Source organism: Mesonia aestuariivivens, from assembly GCF_019311235.1.
Lineage (GTDB): Bacteria > Bacteroidota > Bacteroidia > Flavobacteriales > Flavobacteriaceae > Mesonia > Mesonia aestuariivivens.
Genome location: NZ_JAHWDF010000002.1, coordinates 322,603 through 340,093, shown reverse-complemented (window position 1 = coordinate 340,093; position 17,491 = coordinate 322,603). Strand labels below are relative to the sequence as shown.

The window sequence follows — 17,491 nt, the reverse complement described above, 5'->3', positions numbered from 1 at the left end:
CTTTAATGCCAAAGTAAAGGCTTTTAGATCACAATTTAGAGGAGTGAGGAATACCGAATACTTCTTATATCGATTGATTAAATTATATTCTTAAAATCGTAAAAACCCAGATTTTAGACTTGATCCGCTTTTAGGAGTGAATTTATAGGAGTGAAAAAAATGACAAGAAAAAGTAAGAAGAATTGAAATGAAGAATTATAATAATAACAATAAAAAAAGCCTCTTAAAAATAAGAGGCTTTTAGTCGGGGTGGCAGGATTCGAACCTGCGACCTCCTGCTCCCAAAGCAGGCGCGATGACCGGGCTACGCTACACCCCGAAGGTATTTTTTATTGGGAGTGCAAATATAGAATATATTTTGAAACTACCAAATCTTTTTTTTCTGGCGGAGAGACCGGGATTCGAACCCGGGCATCCCGAAGGATGACAGCTTAGCAGGCTGCTGCATTACCACTCTGCCACCTCTCCAATAAATTATGAACTTTGCAAATCAATTTGCGGTTGCAAATATATGTACTCTTTACGTTCTCACCAAAGAAAATATAAGGTTTTTTAAATTAAATTCTATGTATTTTAAATGCAGCTACTTATATATTTATTTTTTTCTGAATAATTTTAAAACAAAAATTTTATTGCAAAAAAATCTGTATTTATAACACTATTTTTATACATAATATTTTATTTGCAACTAACTAATCTTTTATTTTGAATCATCCATTTTATCAAAAAAAGCAAAAAGAACAAAAAAAGATTCAACTTATTGTTTGTTGTTATGCATTCTTGCTATTTATTATCGCTCTTATAATTGCTTGGCAAAGCAACATATACTTCATAGCATTTTTCGTTTTTTATCTATTACTCACGATTATCGCACCATTTATTGATGTACCTAACAATAAAAAAAGTGGAAAATTAATTTATTATTCAAATTTTTTCATCGTCGAAAAAGAAAAAAATGGTGTTTTGCAAATTCACGGGGGTACGCTATTAGATTACTATTTTGTGCTAAATTTTAAATGGAATAGCAAGCAGCGTACAAATTATATTATTCAGCAATATTTAGAAGGTTTAGTCAATTTAATAGAAGAATATGAAAAGAATAATGTTAGGCAAATAAGATTTACAGGAACTACTTATATTTTAAATAAAAATACCGCAAAAAAACTAGGTTTTACCATTACCAAAACTAACAGTTTACAGCTCATGTTATTAGTTCTTAATTATTTTAATGTATTAATTTCAAACTCTATAGCGAAAGGAAATTTTTCTTTTCCTAATGTAACTAAGTCCATTTCTTTTGAAGCAAAGTTAGATGATCTTGTTAAAAAGAAAGCATCTATAAAAGCTTTGAGTAACAAATTGAAGCACAGAGGTTAATAAAAATTATTAAAAATTGACTTTACACAATTCTTATAATTATAAATTTATCATCTAATAATTTTAAAAAAAACTAGACTTTTTTACAGATTAAAATTATTTTTTCATTGTTAAGATTTGTCGTAAAAAATAAATAGATGCTTCCTCCTTCTTTAATATTTAATTTTTTTCGAATTTGATCTACGCTTAGCGGGAAGTTTCTTGTTGTGATATTGGCTTTGTTAATTCCAGCTTTTTTAAAATTTTTCTTTTGGAAAGGTAAAGATTTTTCAACTTTAAAAGTACGCCCAGGAAAATTCACACATTCCTCTGAAGTATATAAATGGCTATGAGGCGCGATTTTTTGCAACTGGAATTGTTGTGCTAACAAATTAAAAAATCCAGCCTTTAAAATAGTAGAATTAGGCTCATATAAGAAATCTTTCGGTTCACTATATTGTACCTGAGCTGAGTTTTCTCTGAAAAAATCTGCTTTAAAAACCTGCTTATCATTTTTGTTAAAGTTTATAGCAGTAATAGGAAGCTCTTGTGTGTTCTTTTCTGAGGTAATCTTCCATAGCAACTCTTTTACATCATTATTTACAGCTATGACTTGAATTTCTTGAACTTGAAAATTCAATTCTTTCAACCCTAAACTTAAATCGAGTAGAGGAGAGGTCTTCATTAATATTCCTTTTTGAACGTGCTGCAATATCATTTCTAAATGAGAAATAATATCTGGTTCACAATCTCGCAATTGAAAAACTCTACCCCCTGCATGATCTCTTCGAGAAGGGTCTATATAAACCCAATCGTACATTTGTGTTGCGTTTTTTAAAAAATCTATACCATTACCTGCATAAAACTCTATATTCTTCTTTGATGACAGGTATTGAAAGTTATGCTTCGCAATTGCTGAAAGTTGTTCGTTAAGCTCACAATGTGTCACTTTTTCAAACTTTTCAGCAAAGAAAAAACTATCGATTCCAAAACCACCAGTAAGATCAATAATACGCTTACCATCAATTTGATTTGCTTTGTGTCTCGCCGTAATTTCAGAAGAAGTTTGTTCTAAATTTAAACTTTTAGGATATAAAATATTTTCGGTCGCAAACCAATACGGTATTTTATTTTCAGCCTTACGCTTGCTTTCTATTTGTGAGGCTAACGCTTGAATTGAAATTTTATTAAAGGGGCTACCTTTTAAAATAAGCTGAGGAAGATCTGTTTTTAAATTTTTGCTAATAAATTCTTGAACTTCCGGTTGAAGAATAGCTTTATGCAACATTTATAAATCTTTCGTTAGATTTCTTACAATTTTATATTCACTAAAGGCTTCTTTAGCAATTACTTTTATTGCGGTATAAACGGGTATGGCTACAATCATACCTACAACATTAAAAAGCAAACCAGCAATCAAAATCACTAAGAAAATTTCTAAAGGGTGAGATTTTACACTCTTTCCGAAAATTAACGGTTGATTGATAAAATTATCAATTAACTGAGCAATAGCATAACCACTCATCACGTAAATTAATCTTGGAAGAATAATAGATGAAAAATCTGCCCCTAAATTACTAGAGATTACAAAAAGCGTCATTAAAACCCCTGCAAATAAAGGACCTAAGTAAGGAACTACATTTAAAAACGCACAGATAATGGCAATAGCAATAGGGTTATCAACCTCAAAAACAGTTAATAAAATAGTATAAAGTATAAATAAAACTAATATTTGAAGCGTAAGCCCCACAAAGTACCTAGACAATAAAACTTTAATTTTTTCAAAAACTCGCTTAAAGCGCGCTTCATCTCCGTAATTAGAAAATACTAAAACACTATTAAGCATAAGTGAGCTGTCTGAAAGTAAAAAGAAAGAGATGAAAATTATTGAAAATACACCAATTAAAGCGGTGCCCAAACCTCCAAAGAGTAGGTTCATAAAATCAGGAATCACCTGTAAATCAAAGTTTTTTACAAAACTGGTTTGCCTAAAGCCTTCAATAATATCTATTTGTTGTACACCTAAAAACTCTCTAACCTGAGCGTTTAACACATTCAGGTCATTTTTAAATGCATTTAAATCTATTTGCCCTAAATTCTCGCTTTGCTGTACAATAATTGGCACAAACAAAGCAATCAAGCCTATAAAAGCAAATAAGAATAGTAGTAATACAATTACTACAGAAAGACGATTGGGCACTTTTAAATTATCTTTTAAAAAGATTACAACAGGCCTACCAATTAAAGCAATGACGGCTGCAATGGCTATGTAAACGATCACAGATTGTATTTTGTAGATAAAATAACAAAATACAAGTACACCTAGCACTACAGCAAGAGCTTTTAATATTCCTAAGGCTACAGATTTACTTAACGATTTACTCACGTTGTAAAGATATTATTTCTACTGAAATGAACTCAATTTTTTAGTAATTTCATATAAAGCAATACCCGTAGCCTGAGCAACATTCATACTACTGTTTTTACCAAACATAGGGATATGAATAATTTTTGAAGTTCTTTCTAACACACCTGAAGGCACTCCAATATTTTCTTCGCCTATAATTAAAGCTAAACGCTGATTTTTTTCTAACGGAAGATTCGCTATAGCAACACTATCATCTGTAATTTCTAGTGCTAAAAGTTGAATACCTTCAGCACTTAACTGATCGATAATTTGATAAATATCTTCTTTAAACTCATACAGAACATGTTGCTGTGTAGATCTTGCTGTGCGCTTTAAACGGTTGCTATCAATAATATGCTCATCGATACCACAAAAAATAATTTTTTCAATATGAAAGGCATCTGCTAAACGAAATAGGCTTCCTAAGTTCGCTGGACTACTCACGTCTGCGGTAATTAAAATAATAGGAAATTTTTCCGAAGAAAATTTATTGCTATAATGGTCTAATTGTTCACTCATTGTTTAATGTTCAAAAGCATATTTTATAATATTAGCACCCATCTTTAATGCTTTTAGTCGTACTTCTGTAGGATCGTTATGTACTTCTTGGTTCTCCCAACCATCTCCTAAATCGGTCTCAAAAGTAAATAATAAAACTAATCTATTTTCATAAGTCATTCCAAAAGCTTGCGGGCGTTTACCATCATGTTCATGGATTTTCGGTAAACCCTCTGGGAAATTATAAGCTGAAGAAAAAATAGGATGATCTGCCGGTAATTCTTTCAATTCTTGATTAGGAAATAGCTTTTTCAGTTCTTTTTCTAGGTATGGGCGTATGCCGTAATTATCATCTATATGAAGAAAACCACCACTTATTAAGTAGTTCCGAAGATTTGATGCGTCTTCTTCAGTAAAAAAGACATTACCGTGTCCTGTCATATAAACAAACGGATAACTAAAAATATCAGTGCTTTTAGAAACTACCGCTACGGGTTTCTTTTGAATAGCGGTCCCTATATTTTCATTGCAAAACGCAATAAGATTAGGAAGAGAGGTAGGATTACTATACCAATCGCCACCGCCATTGTATTTTAAAACTGCAATTTCTTGTGCTTGTAAAAAACTAAACCCAAAACTCAATAAAAGAAAAAAAAACTTTTTCATTATTCTTGAAAATTTTGATAAATATAGGTAGATTTTTATTAGTGGTACTTTTTCAAAAATCCATTAAAAACCTTGGATGTTTCCCATTGCAATTTAATCACTATTCTTGAAATTCATTAATTAAAGCCGCAGTATGCGCCGCTACAATTCCAGCTGTTTCTGTACGCAAACGAGTATGCCCTAAGGTTACTGGTATAAATTGATGCTGAATAGCCATTTCTATTTCTTCAGGAGAAAAATCTCCTTCTGGACCAATAAGAATAGTGTAGCTTTTTCTTGGGTCTAATTCTTTTTGAAGTGATTTTTTATCGTGCTCTTCACAATGAGCTATAAATTTTTGTCCCGCATGGTTTTGCTGCATAAATTCTTTAAACGAAATGGCTTCTGAAATTTGTGGTAATGAATACTGTAACGATTGCTTCATCGCGCTTTGCAAGACACGCTCAAATCTATTTAACTTAATTATTTTTCTTTCGCTGTGTTCACAAATAATTGGAGTAATGCTAGTTAAACCAATTTCTGTAGCTTTCTCTAGAAAAGTTTCAAAACGATCATTCATTTTGGTAGGAGCTACCGCTAAATGCAATTGGTATTTTTTTTGACTTTCCTTTTCAAATTCAATGATTTTAGCTTTGCATTTATTGGGATTTGACTCGATAATTTCAGCAGAAAATAAAAAACCTTTACCATTGGTAATGTTTAACTTATCACCTTCTTTTTTACGCAAGACTTTAACTATGTGTTTGCTTTCATCTTTAGGGAAAATAACTTCTTGTTGATTTTCAGAAACTTCAGGATTATAAAATAATTGCATAGAAAGAAATTAAAGTGAATAACGAGCCTGAGCAGTAACACCTGCATCTGAAAATTCTTTATTAAGGTATTTATAATGACCCACAATAGCAATCATTGCTGCATTATCTGTGGTGTATTCAAATTTAGGGATATAAGTTTTCCAGCCAAAACATTGTCGTGCATCAATAAGTGCGGTTCTAATTCCGCTATTAGCAGAAACCCCGCCACCAATTGCTATTTCTTTGATGCCGGTTTGTTTTACAGCTTTCTTTAATTTATCCATTAAAATCTTAACCACCGTATATTGAAATGAAGCACAAATATCTTTGAGGTTTTCTTCAATAAAATTAGGGTTTACTTTTTCTTCACGTTGCAAAAAATAAAGCATAGAAGTTTTGAGTCCGCTAAAACTAAAATTTAAATCTTTTACATTAGGTTTCGGAAAAGGGAAAGCTTTAGGGTTTCCTTGGTTAGCTAGTTTATCTAGTAAAGGTCCACCAGGATAAGGAAGATTTAGCATTTTTCCGCATTTATCATAAGCTTCACCTACTGCATCATCTAAAGTTTCACCAATCACTTTCATGCTAAAGTAATCGTTAACCTGTACAATTTGCGTATGACCGCCACTTATGGTTAATCCTAGAAAGGGAAAGTTAGGTTTTTCAAAATCATCTTCTTCAATAAAATGAGCCAACAGATGTGCTTGCATGTGGTTTACTTCAATTAAAGGAATTTGCAAAGCCATAGCCATAGATTTAGCAAAAGAGGTGCCCACTAATAAAGAACCCATCAATCCGGGACCACGAGTAAAGGCTATAGCCGTTAAATCTTCTTTCGTTATTCCTGCCTTTTTTATGGCTTGATCAATCACCGGAACAATATTTTGTTGGTGCGCTCGAGAAGCAAGTTCTGGCACCACACCTCCATATTCTTCATGAATTTTTTGAGTAGCGATAATATTACTTTTAATTTTACCGTTACAGAGTACAGCTGCTGCGGTATCATCGCAAGAAGACTCGATGCCAAGTATATAAATATTTTGTGAGGCCATTAGCTATTTTTAGGTACAGAAATTGTTATTATTGTTGGCAAAGCTACTTAAATTTGCATTGCATTGAAAATATAGTAATCTTGCTATTGCTTATACAAAATTAGCAACATTATTACGAATAAAGAAACCCTATTAAAACGCTAACACACATTAAAAAGTTTTTAAAAATATTAGGAAGAATATTAGTGGCTATTTTGCTGTTTTTTATTGTTTTAGTTCTTGTATTTTCAATTCCAGCAGTCCAAACTGGTGTTGCTCATAAACTAACAAATACACTCAATGAAACTTATGGGACTAATATTAACGTAAAATCTATTAGTATCTCTTATAGCGGAAAAGTAGTGTTAGATGAAGTGTTTATTGCAGATCATCACCAAGATAGCTTAATTAGCGCTAAAGAAATTAATACCTCCTTAATTAATTTACCTGCTATTTTAAGTGGAAAACATTTAGATTTTGGCGATTTAACAGCAAATGGTTTAAAATTAAAAATTAGACACTACAAAGGAGAAGAGAAAGACAACCTCTCATTTTTTGGTGATCAATTTAATACGGGCCAACCCCAACAACAGCCTTTTGTTTTAACTATTAATCATATTATTACCTATAATAGTGAATTTAGTTATGTAGATGAAAATCTAGAAGCTTCTGAGGTTTTATTCTTTGATAATTTAAATATAAATGCCGCAAACTTAGTGGTAGACGGTACCGATGTTTCTGTAAACATAGAAAGCTTAAGAGCAAAAGAACAGCGTGGTATCGATATTGAAAATTTAGCAACGCGCTTTCGCTATACCTCTACAAAAATGGTTTTTGAAGACCTATTGCTTGAAACTCAACATTCAAAAATAGCGAGTGATATTCAGTTTGATTATGAAGAAGGAGGGCTGGCAGATTTTGAAAATAATGTGCGTATAACCGCTAATTTTGAAGAATCTAAGGCCGATACCAAAGACCTAAAAAAATTATATAAAGAGTTTGGAAACACAGAGAAGTTTACATTTGAAGGAAAATTAGAAGGGAAATTAAATGATTTTGAACTCAATGATTGGCGATTAACAGGGATGGACCGTAGCGCTATTAGCGGAAATTTAAAATTTAAAGACTTAATTAATCAAGAAAAAAACTTTCAGATTTCTGGTAATTTAAATCGGTTTTCTACCAACTATTACGACTTGGTAAATTTGCTACCTACTATTCTAGGAAATTCATTACCCAAAAAATTAAAAGAAGTAGGCAACCTGACTTTAACTGGTTTTATAAGCGTTACGCCAACCCGTCTAGAAACAAACTCTTTAATTGCCACACAGTTAGGAAATGCTAACCTTAATGTTATATTAAACGATTTAAATGATCCTGATTTTATTCGATACCAAGGAAATATTAAAATGAACCGTTTTAACTTAGGAAGGCTTTTAGGAAACGCTTCTTTAGGATATGCTACTTTTAATTTGAATGTAGATGGAGTAGGGTCTACACAAGAAACTTTAAACACTCAAATTAATGGCACCATAAATCGATTAAAATTTAATGGCTATACCTATAAAAACATAGAAGTTCTTGGTGTTTTTGATCATCCAAATTTTAATGGAAAATTAATAGGAAACGATCCTAATTTTAAATTCGAATTTAACGGGCTCGCCAATGTATCACAAACCGACAATGTTTACGATTTTAAAGCCAGTGTAGCTTATGCAGATTTAAATGCTCTAAATTTTGTAAAGCGAGACAGTATAGCTATTATGAAAGGAGATATTGTTTTAAATGTAGAAGGCAATAACTTTAATGATGCTAAAGGTAATTTATACCTTCAAAACTTTTCGTATCAAAATCAAGATGAATTATTTGAGTTTGAAGAGTTACAACTTTCCTCTACTTTTAATAATAATGTTAGAAAAATAGTCATTAATTCTCCAGATGTTATTAGCGGTGAAGTCGAAGGAATATTTAAAGTAGAAGAAGTACCTTCTTTATTTCAGAATGCCATAGGAAGTTTATATGCCAATTATGAGCCTATATCCATTGAAGGAAATCAATACTTAGATTTTAATTTCGATATTTATAATAAAATAGTAGAAGTCTTTTTTCCGGATATAGAATTGGCCGCAAATACATTTATTAAAGGAAATTTGGCCTCAGAAGATTCAGAATTTAAATTAACGTTTCGCTCTCCTCAAATTAATGTTTTAAAAAATAAATTTGATAAAGTAAATCTTCAAATAGATAACTCTAACCCTTTATTTAACACCTATATAAAAGTAGATAGTATATCCACACCGTATTATAATGCTTCAGAATTCAATTTAATTAATGTGACCTTAAACGATACACTTTTTGTTAGGTCTGAGTTTAAAGGCGGAAGTCAAAACAATGATAATTTTAATATTAGTTTTTTTCATACCATAAACGACGAACAGAAATCTGTAGTAGGCTTAAAGAAATCTAATATTAAGTTTAAAGAAAGTGAATGGTTTATTAATAATGAAAACACAAGAAACCAAAAAATTGTTTTTGAAAAAGACCTAAGTAGTTTTAAAATTGATACGCTAACTTTTACGCATGAAAATGAATTAATAAGTCTTACGGGGGAAGCTAGAGACTCTACCTATAAAAACTTCAAACTAAATTTTAATCACGTAGATCTAGCTAAAATTACTCCAGATATAGACAGTATTAGTTTAAAAGGGATGGTGAACGGTAAATTAGATTTCTACCAAGAAAATGGGATTTATTATCCCACTTCTTCATTAGCCATAGATAGTATTGCTGTTAACAACATTAACTACGGAAATCTGAAATTGAATATAGACGGAAACGAAGATTTAACACAATACAACATAAAAGCGCTATTAGGTAATAAAGAATATGATTTTTTAAGAGCAAAAGGAGGCATTAATGTAAGTGAAGAAAACCCTAATATTAACTTAGATGTAAATCTAGATAGCTTTAAATTAAACGCGTTTAGTGCATTAGGGGCAGATGTAATTACAGATATTAGAGGATTGGTTTTTGGAAATGCAAAAGTTACTGGAGATTACCGAAACCCTGATATTTCGGGTAGATTGACTCTGAATAATGCAGGATTAAAAATACCTTATTTAAATGTAGATCTTAATTTACAACAAAATGCTGTGGTAGATTTAACCAACCAAGAATTTATTTTTAATAACGTAGATGTTGTCGATACCAAATACAAAACGAAAGGAATAATAGACGGTACTATTTCTCATCAAGCTTTTTCTAATTGGAACTTAGATCTCGACATTTTAGCACCAGAGCGATTAGTTGTACTCGATACAAAATTTACAGAAGATGCTTTATATTACGGTACTGCTTTTATTAGTGGTAACGCAAATATTTCTGGACCCACAGAAGAACTGGTGATCGATGTAGTTGCAAAAACAGAAGAAGGTACAATTTTTGAAATTCCGTTGAGTGATACCGAAGCTATTGGAGACAATTCTTTTATTTATTTCTTAACTCCTGAAGAAAAATTAGCGCGTCAGCAAGGCAAAGAAATTAAAATTAAAGAAGTAAAAGGATTAGAACTTAATTTTGAATTAGATGTAACCAATGAAGCTGAAGTAGAAATTGTAGTCGATAAAAATAGCGGAAGCACATTAGCAGGAAGTGGCGCCGGAACTTTACTTATCGAGATTAATACAAATGGAAAATTCAATATGTGGGGAGATTTTGTGGTTTACGATGGTGTTTATAATTTTAAGTATGCTGGTTTAGTTCAAAAAGAATTTAAAGTAGTTTCTGGCGGAAATATTACTTGGGATGGCAGCCCAACTCGGGCAGATTTAAATGTACGCGCTTTATATAAAACAGAAGCAAATCCTGCGATATTACTTGAAAACCCAATTATTAATAGAAATATTCCGGTTGAAGTTTATATCGATTTGAATGGAGAATTAACAGAAACAGATTTAACCTTTAACTTAGAATACCCTAACTTAAGTTCTGTTGTAAAATCTGAATTAGAATATAGAATAAGCGACCGTCAAAGTACAGAAATACAAGCTTTATCTTTAATTACCCAAGGTAGTTTTTACAGTCAGTATACCGTTGGTCAAAATGCACCAGGCAACCTTATTGCCGAGCGTGCTTCAGGTTTATTTGACGATATTTTTGCTGATGATGATGGTAAATTTAAAATAGGGATAGATTATGTACAAGGAGACCGTACGCCAGATCAAACCACAGCCGATAGGTTTGGACTAAGTTTATCTACAAATATAACAGAGAAAATTCTTATTAACGGTCGAGTAGGAGTTCCTATTGGGGGCGTTACTCAATCTGTGGTAGTGGGTAATGTAGAAGTAGAATTGCTTTTAAATGAAGAAGGTACACTAAGAGCAAATCTATTTAACAGAGAAAACACTATTCAATACATAGGGCAACCCTTAGGCTACACGCAAGGTGTAGGTTTATCTTACGCAGTAGATTTTGATACGTTTAGAGAGCTAATTTATAAAATTTTAAATAAAGAACTTAAGCTTGAAGAAGTTTCTAAAGAAATGGAAATTGATCAAAAAACGTTAGCTCCAGACTACATTAAATTCCCCGAAAAATAAACCTATACAATTTTAGCCCAATTTTTCCATATTATAAATGCACAAATTCCAGCTACTCCATAGGCTATAAATGCTGAAATATAGTTGGTGTAAATATAAAATCCTGTTCCAAACAAAGTAGCATACACACCAATTGTACCTGCAAAAAATGCTATAATTTTATAATTAAAATGATGAAACATTCCTTCCTTGTCAAAAACTAAAGCTTGAAATTTTTTAATAGTTTGTGGTTTACTAGGAGAGGTGCACAAGGTTACCGCAACCCAAACTAACGTAGTAATAGCAACACCAAATACAAGCTGCCAATGCGATTCCCACGAAAGCAAAGGAGCATCCATTTTATTATTAATAAAAAACAGAAAAGCAACTAAAAAAGAGGTGACCATTGCTGCAATTTCACTAAACGGATTAATACGCATCCAAAACCATCGTAAAATAAAAAGCAAACCTGTACCAGCGCCAATTTGTAAAAGTAAATTAAAAGCTTCTCTAGCTTCTTCTAAAACTAATGCTAGAAACCCTGCAGCTATCATCATGACTAAAGTAGAAATTCTCCCCACAAGTACTTTAGCTTTTTCTGAAGCTTGAGGCTTAACAAAACGAGCGTAAAAATCATTTACCACATAACTACTTCCCCAATTAAGATGGGTTGAAATGGTACTCATAAAAGCTGCTATTAGAGAGGTAACCACAATGCCTAACAAGCCACTGGGTAAAAAAGTAAGCATAGCAGGATAAGAGAGATCATCTTTTACAAAAGAGGCTCCCAAATCTGGAAAAGCTTTTTGTAAACTTGCCAAATTAGGAAACATGATCATAGAGGCTAAGCCAATAATAATCCATGGCCAAGGTCGCAAAGCATAATGTGCAATATTAAAAAAAAGAGTAGCCCAAACCGCATGTTTCTCACTCTTAGCAGCCAACATACGTTGAGCAATATATCCGCCGCCGCCAGGTTCAGAACCAGGATACCAAACACTCCACCACTGTACCGCTAATGGAATAATTAATAATGGAATAAATATTTCAGGCTTAGAAAAATCAGGAAACAATTGGGTGTGGTTACTCACGCTAGGGTGGTTAAGTAAATTCTCTAAACTTCCTATTTCAGGAAGGTTAACAATATAAATACTTGCCCAAATACTCCCGATCATGGCAATAATAAACTGAATAAAATCTGTGATTAGCACGCCCTGCAAGCCACCTAACATAGAATAGGTAACCGTGACTATAGAAGCTATAATTAGAGTTTGTGCTTCAGAAAAGCCAAACATTACATGACCTATTTTAATGGCTGCTAAACAAACGGTAGCCATAATTACAATATTGAAAAACACTCCTAAATAGAGTGCACGAAAACCTCTTAATATAGCCGCACTTTTACCACTATAACGAAGTTCATAAAACTCTAAATCTGTGGTGATATTACTTTTACGCCAAAGTTTTGCATAAAAAAATACGGTTAACATTCCGGTGAGTAGAAAGCTCCACCAAATCCAGTTTCCGTATACGCCATCTTTTCTTACAATACCAGCAACTAAGCCTGGAGTATCGGCAGCAAAAGTAGTTGCCACCATTGAAACTCCCAACAGCCACCAAGGCATATTTCTACCAGAAAGGAAAAAATTTTGAGATGATTTACCGCTACGTTTAGCAACAAGTATCCCAACAAAAAGACTTATAAGAAAAAAGGCTATAATAAATAGCCAATCTAAAATAGATAGCAACATGAATTCTAATTTGATTGCTAAATGTAGTAAAAAGTTACAGTATTAGACATCTTTTGCGGCAATTGCACTAATTTCAACGTTTACAAACTTTGGTAAATTTGCTACCTCTACGGTTTCTCTAGCCGGAGCAGTAGCTTCGTTAAAATAACTTGCGTATACTTTATTGATGGCACCAAAATTATTCATATCGCTAATAAAAATTGAAGTTTTTATCACGTGCTCAAACGTCATTCCTGCTTCTTTTAAAATGGCTTCGAGATTGTTCATCACCAAATTAGTTTCTTCTTCTATCGCGCCTTTAAATAATTTACCCGTTTGAGGATCTATGGCAATTTGACCAGAAGTATAGAGCATATTTCCAGTTAATACAGCTTGATTATATGGACCTATAGGAGCTGGAGCATTTGTAGTATTAATAATTTTTTTCATAACTATACTTCTTATAAATTTCTATCTCTTTCTCTATTCTTATCGTATTTAATATCGCTAAGCACACTTGCTTTAATCCCTATAAAGAAATACCAAGATTCTCGATTACCAAAAGGTGTCCAGTTAAAACTCATACGCCAGCTTTCTAAATCTCGCTGAAATCTAAGCTGAGTAAACGTAAAACCTTTATTTTTTAGATCGTAACCAGAAGAAGCACCTACGCTCCAACGAGGAGACAATTCTACATTTCCTGAAAACATAAGCGAGTGAGAAGAAATTTCATTCTGTCTATTTAAGTTATTATAAGTCATGGTGTAAGAAAGTCTTAAATCCCACGGAATTTTATAATGATAGCGTTCTGTATCATCTTCAACGGTTTCTGGTTCTTTTTCTTCATCTTCAAAAGTCCCATCATAATTCATGCCTTTACCAAAAAGATCATCTTTTCTTCCTCCTTGTCTATAGGTGTCATTTTCAGTTTCATCATCATTTTCATCTTTGTCTCTAGTAAAATCTTTATCGGAAAATGAGTACCCAAAACTAACGTTTGCTCGGGTTAGTCTAAATAAACTTCCACCGTTATTAATATTCCATTCATCAACCCTGCGATTATTATTATCTAAAGCATAAGGATCTAAAGCTGCATTGAAGTTAATATCTAATTTACTGGGAATTACGGGTAAAGTACCTCGAACCTGTAAAGGAGCAAGCGCTAGTGTATCTGCAGCTAAATCGTAAGAAGAGCTAAAGGAAAGGTTGCTTAAAAGCTTCCGTTTTTCAGGTTCTTCAGCTAAAGAATCTTTCGGCTTTACTTTCGCTTCAAAATCATTAGTTACGCTAAAACCAATATTGCTAGAATAACGATTACCAGGTGCTCCATATAAAGAACCTTGAAACCTAGAATATTCAACTAATTTATCTTCTACTCCAGAGGTTCCTGGTACAAGATAGGTGTCGTAAAACTGATCAAAAGCTGGGTTAATGCTATAGCTTACACTAGGTCGAATGGTGTGACGTATCGCTTGAATTTTTTTATCTTTTCCGAAATTAAAAATCCCGTAAATAGTAGTTCCTATACTCGTATTAAAGTTATAGGTACGGTAGGCGTCAAAACCTCTTGAGGTGTCTATTTCTACTTCTTGTGTCGTTTCGTTATAAGAACGATCAAATGTTTTAAATACCCAGTTTTCTTGAAAAGAAGTTCCTGCGCTTACACTAAAATGATTAAAGATTTTAAAGTTGGTGTTAATAGGAATACTGTGCTGAATACCACTAATAGCATTTTTAAACATTTCTGGTTTAAAGAAAATAGAATCATTGGTTTTAAATCTATTTTCGCCTCGTACACTATACTGAAAGTTGATATTTTGAATAATACCTTTTTTAGTTCCTGATTTAGGTTCAAAAGGATAAATTCTTGACATGCTTGCTTGCACCGTAGGTAAGGTCATATTAATATCACCACTGTTACTGTTTTGTTGATGTGTCGCGGCTACTGTTAAATTCACCTCTGGTTTTCCTCTGAATGTTTTATTATAAGAAACCGATGAATTCATGGTATTATTCAAAAAATTACCACTGTTAGTTTGGTTAATGGTTTGTTTGTAATATTTACTACTACCTAAATTTACCGATGCAGAAAACCTAGAATCAGGATTTGCATTAGCATCTTGAGAATGACTCCAAGTAATATTATAAATAGACTGCTCTGAATAATTTGGAAAACCGGGCTCTTCATTTAATAGTTTCTCATACCTAAAATTAAACCTACCATTAAACTTATAACGAACTTTGTAATTAGATTCTACCCTAAAGTCATAACTTCCATTGGTGTAGTAACTTCCTAAAGTAGCAAGATCAAAATAATCACTAACAGCAAAATAATATCCGCCATTTTGCAAAAAGTAACCACGCTGATTATTGTCTCCAAAAGAAGGCACAATAAAACCAGAAGCTCGATCTTCAGTGAGTGGAAAATATCCAAAAGGTAAGCCTAATGGAGTAGGAACATCTGCAATATACATATTTACAAAACCAGTAACAATCTTCTTGTCTGGTACCATTTTTATCTTTCTAGCATAGAAATAATATTCAGGATCATCTACATCTTCAGAAGTGGTAAACTTCACATTTTTCATGTAGTACACAGAATCGTTTTGACGTTTGGTTACTTCCCCCTTCACCTTAAATGCACCTTGATCTGTTCTAGAATTGTAAACCAATGCTTTTTCAGAATCAAAATTAAACCGAATACTATCAGGCTCTACTACATTTTGTCCTTGTGTAAAAACGGGACGTTGTGTGTAAGCTCCCGTAGAATCTTTAATACCAAAAGCATAAACCTCTTTTTTAAGGTTATCAAGAATAATTAAACCAGCTTCAATGGTAATATCGCCGTATACAATTTTACTTTGGTTGTACAAATAGGCTCTGTTATTTTTACGGTCAAATCTTATGTAATCTTTAGCTGTAGAAGTGACATTATCTGTAAGGAAACTTTCTTTTTTAGCTGCCAAAGTATCAATCTTCACAGTATCTAAAACCACTAAATCATTTTCAATGTAGTTTATTCTTAATGAATCGTTTACAGGTATCAATTGTGGTGTGTTAAATTCGGAGTTTACTGAAGCTATACTATCTCGTTCTTGCGCTCGTAAACCACCAAAAAAAAACAGTGGAAGAAAATAAATTAAAACTATGTATTTTAAGTTTGCTTGCAATGCTAATAGTACTATTTTTGTATTGTTTGGCCTGCTTTTTGAAAAACCAAAATTACATATATTTTTGAAAGGTAAACATACAATTTTATAAAATTGAAAAAATATCAAAAATTAGGCCATGAATTATTTCATTATGAAAGCGAACAAGTCTTTATTTATTGTTTTAAATTTTCTGATAATAGTTAGTAACTTTTCCGTTTATGCGGCTAAAGAACCTCCTGCTAAAAAATTTGTGGTCGTTATTGACGCAGGACACGGCGGTAAAGATTCAGGAAATGGCTGGCATGGATTTAAGGAAAAAAATATTGCTTTAGATATTGCTCTACAAGTAGGGGAGGCTTTACAAAGAAATAGCAATATTAAAGTAATATATACACGCACAACAGATGTATTTATTCCTTTACATAAAAGAGCAGAAATTGCTAATGAAGCAGAAGCAGATCTATTTGTGTCTGTTCATTGTAATGGGCATAACTCTAACGCACACGGCACCGAAACTTTTGTATTAGGTCTTCACCGAAATAAAGATAACTTAGAAGTAGCCATTAAAGAAAACTCTGTAATTTATTTAGAAGATGATTATAAAGTTTCTTATGGTAATTTTGATCCCAATGATCCTTCTTCTTATATTGGAATGACTTTAATGCAAGAAGAATATTTAGACCAAAGTATTTTATTAGCAGATTTTATACAAAAGGAATATACAGGCACGTTAAAAAGACTAGATAGAGGAGTAAAACAAGCTGGTTTTTTAGTGCTTCGTGAAACGTATATGCCTAGTGTACTTACAGAAGTGGGTTTTCTAAGTTACAAACCAGAGGGATCTTACCTAAACTCCAATAAAGGTAAATCACAGATAGCTAAATCTATAGAAGAAGGGATTGTTGATTATTTCCATAGTATCAATTTGCATTATTCAGAAACTTCTGTAAAACAAAATCTTACCATAGACGATATACCTACAAAAATTTATGAGGGTATTTCTTTTAAAGTACAATTAGCGGCAGGATCTAGTGCTTTAGAAACTAAAGCTTATAATTTTAAAGGACTACAAGGGGTTTCAAGAGCTAAAGAAGGTAAGCTCTACAAATATTATTATGGAGATACTTCAGATTATGTAAAAATTCAAGAAAAACAAAGACAGGCCCAAAAAGCCGGATATAAAAATTGCTACATTGTTGCTTTTAAAGGAGATAAAAAGATTAGCGTTAATGACGCGTTAAAAAGTAAGACAAAATAACTAAGCTTTTCTATTTTTA

12 protein-coding genes and 2 tRNA genes are annotated in these 17,491 nt (G+C 32.3%); 3 read left to right on the top strand and 11 right to left on the bottom strand.

Going from position 1 to position 17,491, the window contains the following annotated elements; genetic code table 11:
* Positions 1–244: 244 nt before the first annotated feature.
* Positions 245–319 (bottom strand) — tRNA-Pro (locus KW502_RS03210).
* A gap of 64 nt (positions 320–383) precedes the next feature.
* Positions 384–468, bottom strand: a tRNA-Ser gene (locus KW502_RS03205).
* Positions 469–963: 495 nt separating this feature from the next.
* On the opposite strand from KW502_RS03205, the gene KW502_RS15355 reads away from it, so the two are divergent.
* The gene (locus KW502_RS15355) at positions 964–1,377 is read left to right on the top strand and encodes a hypothetical protein (protein WP_255554019.1); all 414 of its coding nucleotides are present in this window, start codon (positions 964–966) and stop codon (positions 1,375–1,377) included.
* A 73-nt stretch (positions 1,378–1,450) separates the two neighbouring features.
* Here KW502_RS15355 and KW502_RS03195 read toward each other — a convergent pair whose 3' ends face one another.
* The 6 genes from KW502_RS03195 to tsaD all read right to left on the bottom strand — a co-directional run bounded on the left by KW502_RS03195 (position 1,451) and on the right by tsaD (position 6,773).
* Positions 1,451–2,644 carry a class I SAM-dependent methyltransferase gene (locus KW502_RS03195; protein WP_369412509.1) on the bottom strand — a complete coding sequence of 398 codons (1,194 nt, stop codon included), beginning with the start codon at positions 2,642–2,644 and terminating at the stop codon, positions 1,451–1,453.
* On the bottom strand, positions 2,645–3,742 hold the full coding sequence (locus KW502_RS03190) for an AI-2E family transporter (protein ID WP_219039084.1): 1,098 nt from the start codon (positions 3,740–3,742) through the stop codon (positions 2,645–2,647).
* An 18-nt stretch (positions 3,743–3,760) separates the two neighbouring features.
* Positions 3,761–4,282 carry a TrmH family RNA methyltransferase gene (locus KW502_RS03185; protein WP_219039083.1) on the bottom strand — a complete coding sequence of 174 codons (522 nt, stop codon included), beginning with the start codon at positions 4,280–4,282 and terminating at the stop codon, positions 3,761–3,763.
* A 3-nt stretch (positions 4,283–4,285) separates the two neighbouring features.
* Positions 4,286–4,927, bottom strand: a complete 642-nt coding sequence (locus KW502_RS03180) for a DUF4159 domain-containing protein (protein ID WP_219039082.1) — start codon at positions 4,925–4,927, stop codon at positions 4,286–4,288.
* A gap of 100 nt (positions 4,928–5,027) precedes the next feature.
* The gene (locus KW502_RS03175; protein WP_219039081.1) at positions 5,028–5,741 is read right to left on the bottom strand and encodes a 16S rRNA (uracil(1498)-N(3))-methyltransferase; all 714 of its coding nucleotides are present in this window, start codon (positions 5,739–5,741) and stop codon (positions 5,028–5,030) included.
* A gap of 9 nt (positions 5,742–5,750) precedes the next feature.
* Positions 5,751–6,773, bottom strand: coding sequence for a tRNA (adenosine(37)-N6)-threonylcarbamoyltransferase complex transferase subunit TsaD (tsaD, locus tag KW502_RS03170; protein ID WP_219039080.1), 1,023 nt, complete (start codon positions 6,771–6,773; stop codon positions 5,751–5,753).
* Positions 6,774–6,958: 185 nt separating this feature from the next.
* Between tsaD and KW502_RS03165 the strand changes: the two genes are divergently transcribed.
* Positions 6,959–11,353, top strand: a complete 4,395-nt coding sequence (locus KW502_RS03165; RefSeq protein ID WP_369412508.1) for a translocation/assembly module TamB domain-containing protein — start codon at positions 6,959–6,961, stop codon at positions 11,351–11,353.
* A gap of 2 nt (positions 11,354–11,355) precedes the next feature.
* Here the strand turns inward: KW502_RS03165 and KW502_RS03160 are convergent, their stop codons facing one another.
* From KW502_RS03160 to KW502_RS03150, 3 genes are read right to left on the bottom strand one after another with little or no spacing between them, the layout of a single operon-like run.
* A complete protein-coding gene (locus tag KW502_RS03160) occupies positions 11,356–13,083 on the bottom strand; it encodes a sodium:solute symporter family protein (protein ID WP_219039079.1) in 1,728 nt (575 codons plus the stop codon).
* Positions 13,084–13,125: 42 nt separating this feature from the next.
* Complete coding sequence (locus KW502_RS03155; protein WP_219039078.1) at positions 13,126–13,512, bottom strand: RidA family protein; 387 nt, start codon at positions 13,510–13,512, stop codon at positions 13,126–13,128.
* A gap of 11 nt (positions 13,513–13,523) precedes the next feature.
* On the bottom strand, positions 13,524–16,232 hold the full coding sequence (locus KW502_RS03150) for a putative LPS assembly protein LptD (protein WP_219039077.1): 2,709 nt from the start codon (positions 16,230–16,232) through the stop codon (positions 13,524–13,526).
* Between the two features lie 118 nt (positions 16,233–16,350).
* On the opposite strand from KW502_RS03150, the gene KW502_RS03145 reads away from it, so the two are divergent.
* On the top strand, positions 16,351–17,472 hold the full coding sequence (locus tag KW502_RS03145; protein WP_255554015.1) for an N-acetylmuramoyl-L-alanine amidase family protein: 1,122 nt from the start codon (positions 16,351–16,353) through the stop codon (positions 17,470–17,472).
* Positions 17,473–17,491 lie beyond the last annotated feature (19 nt).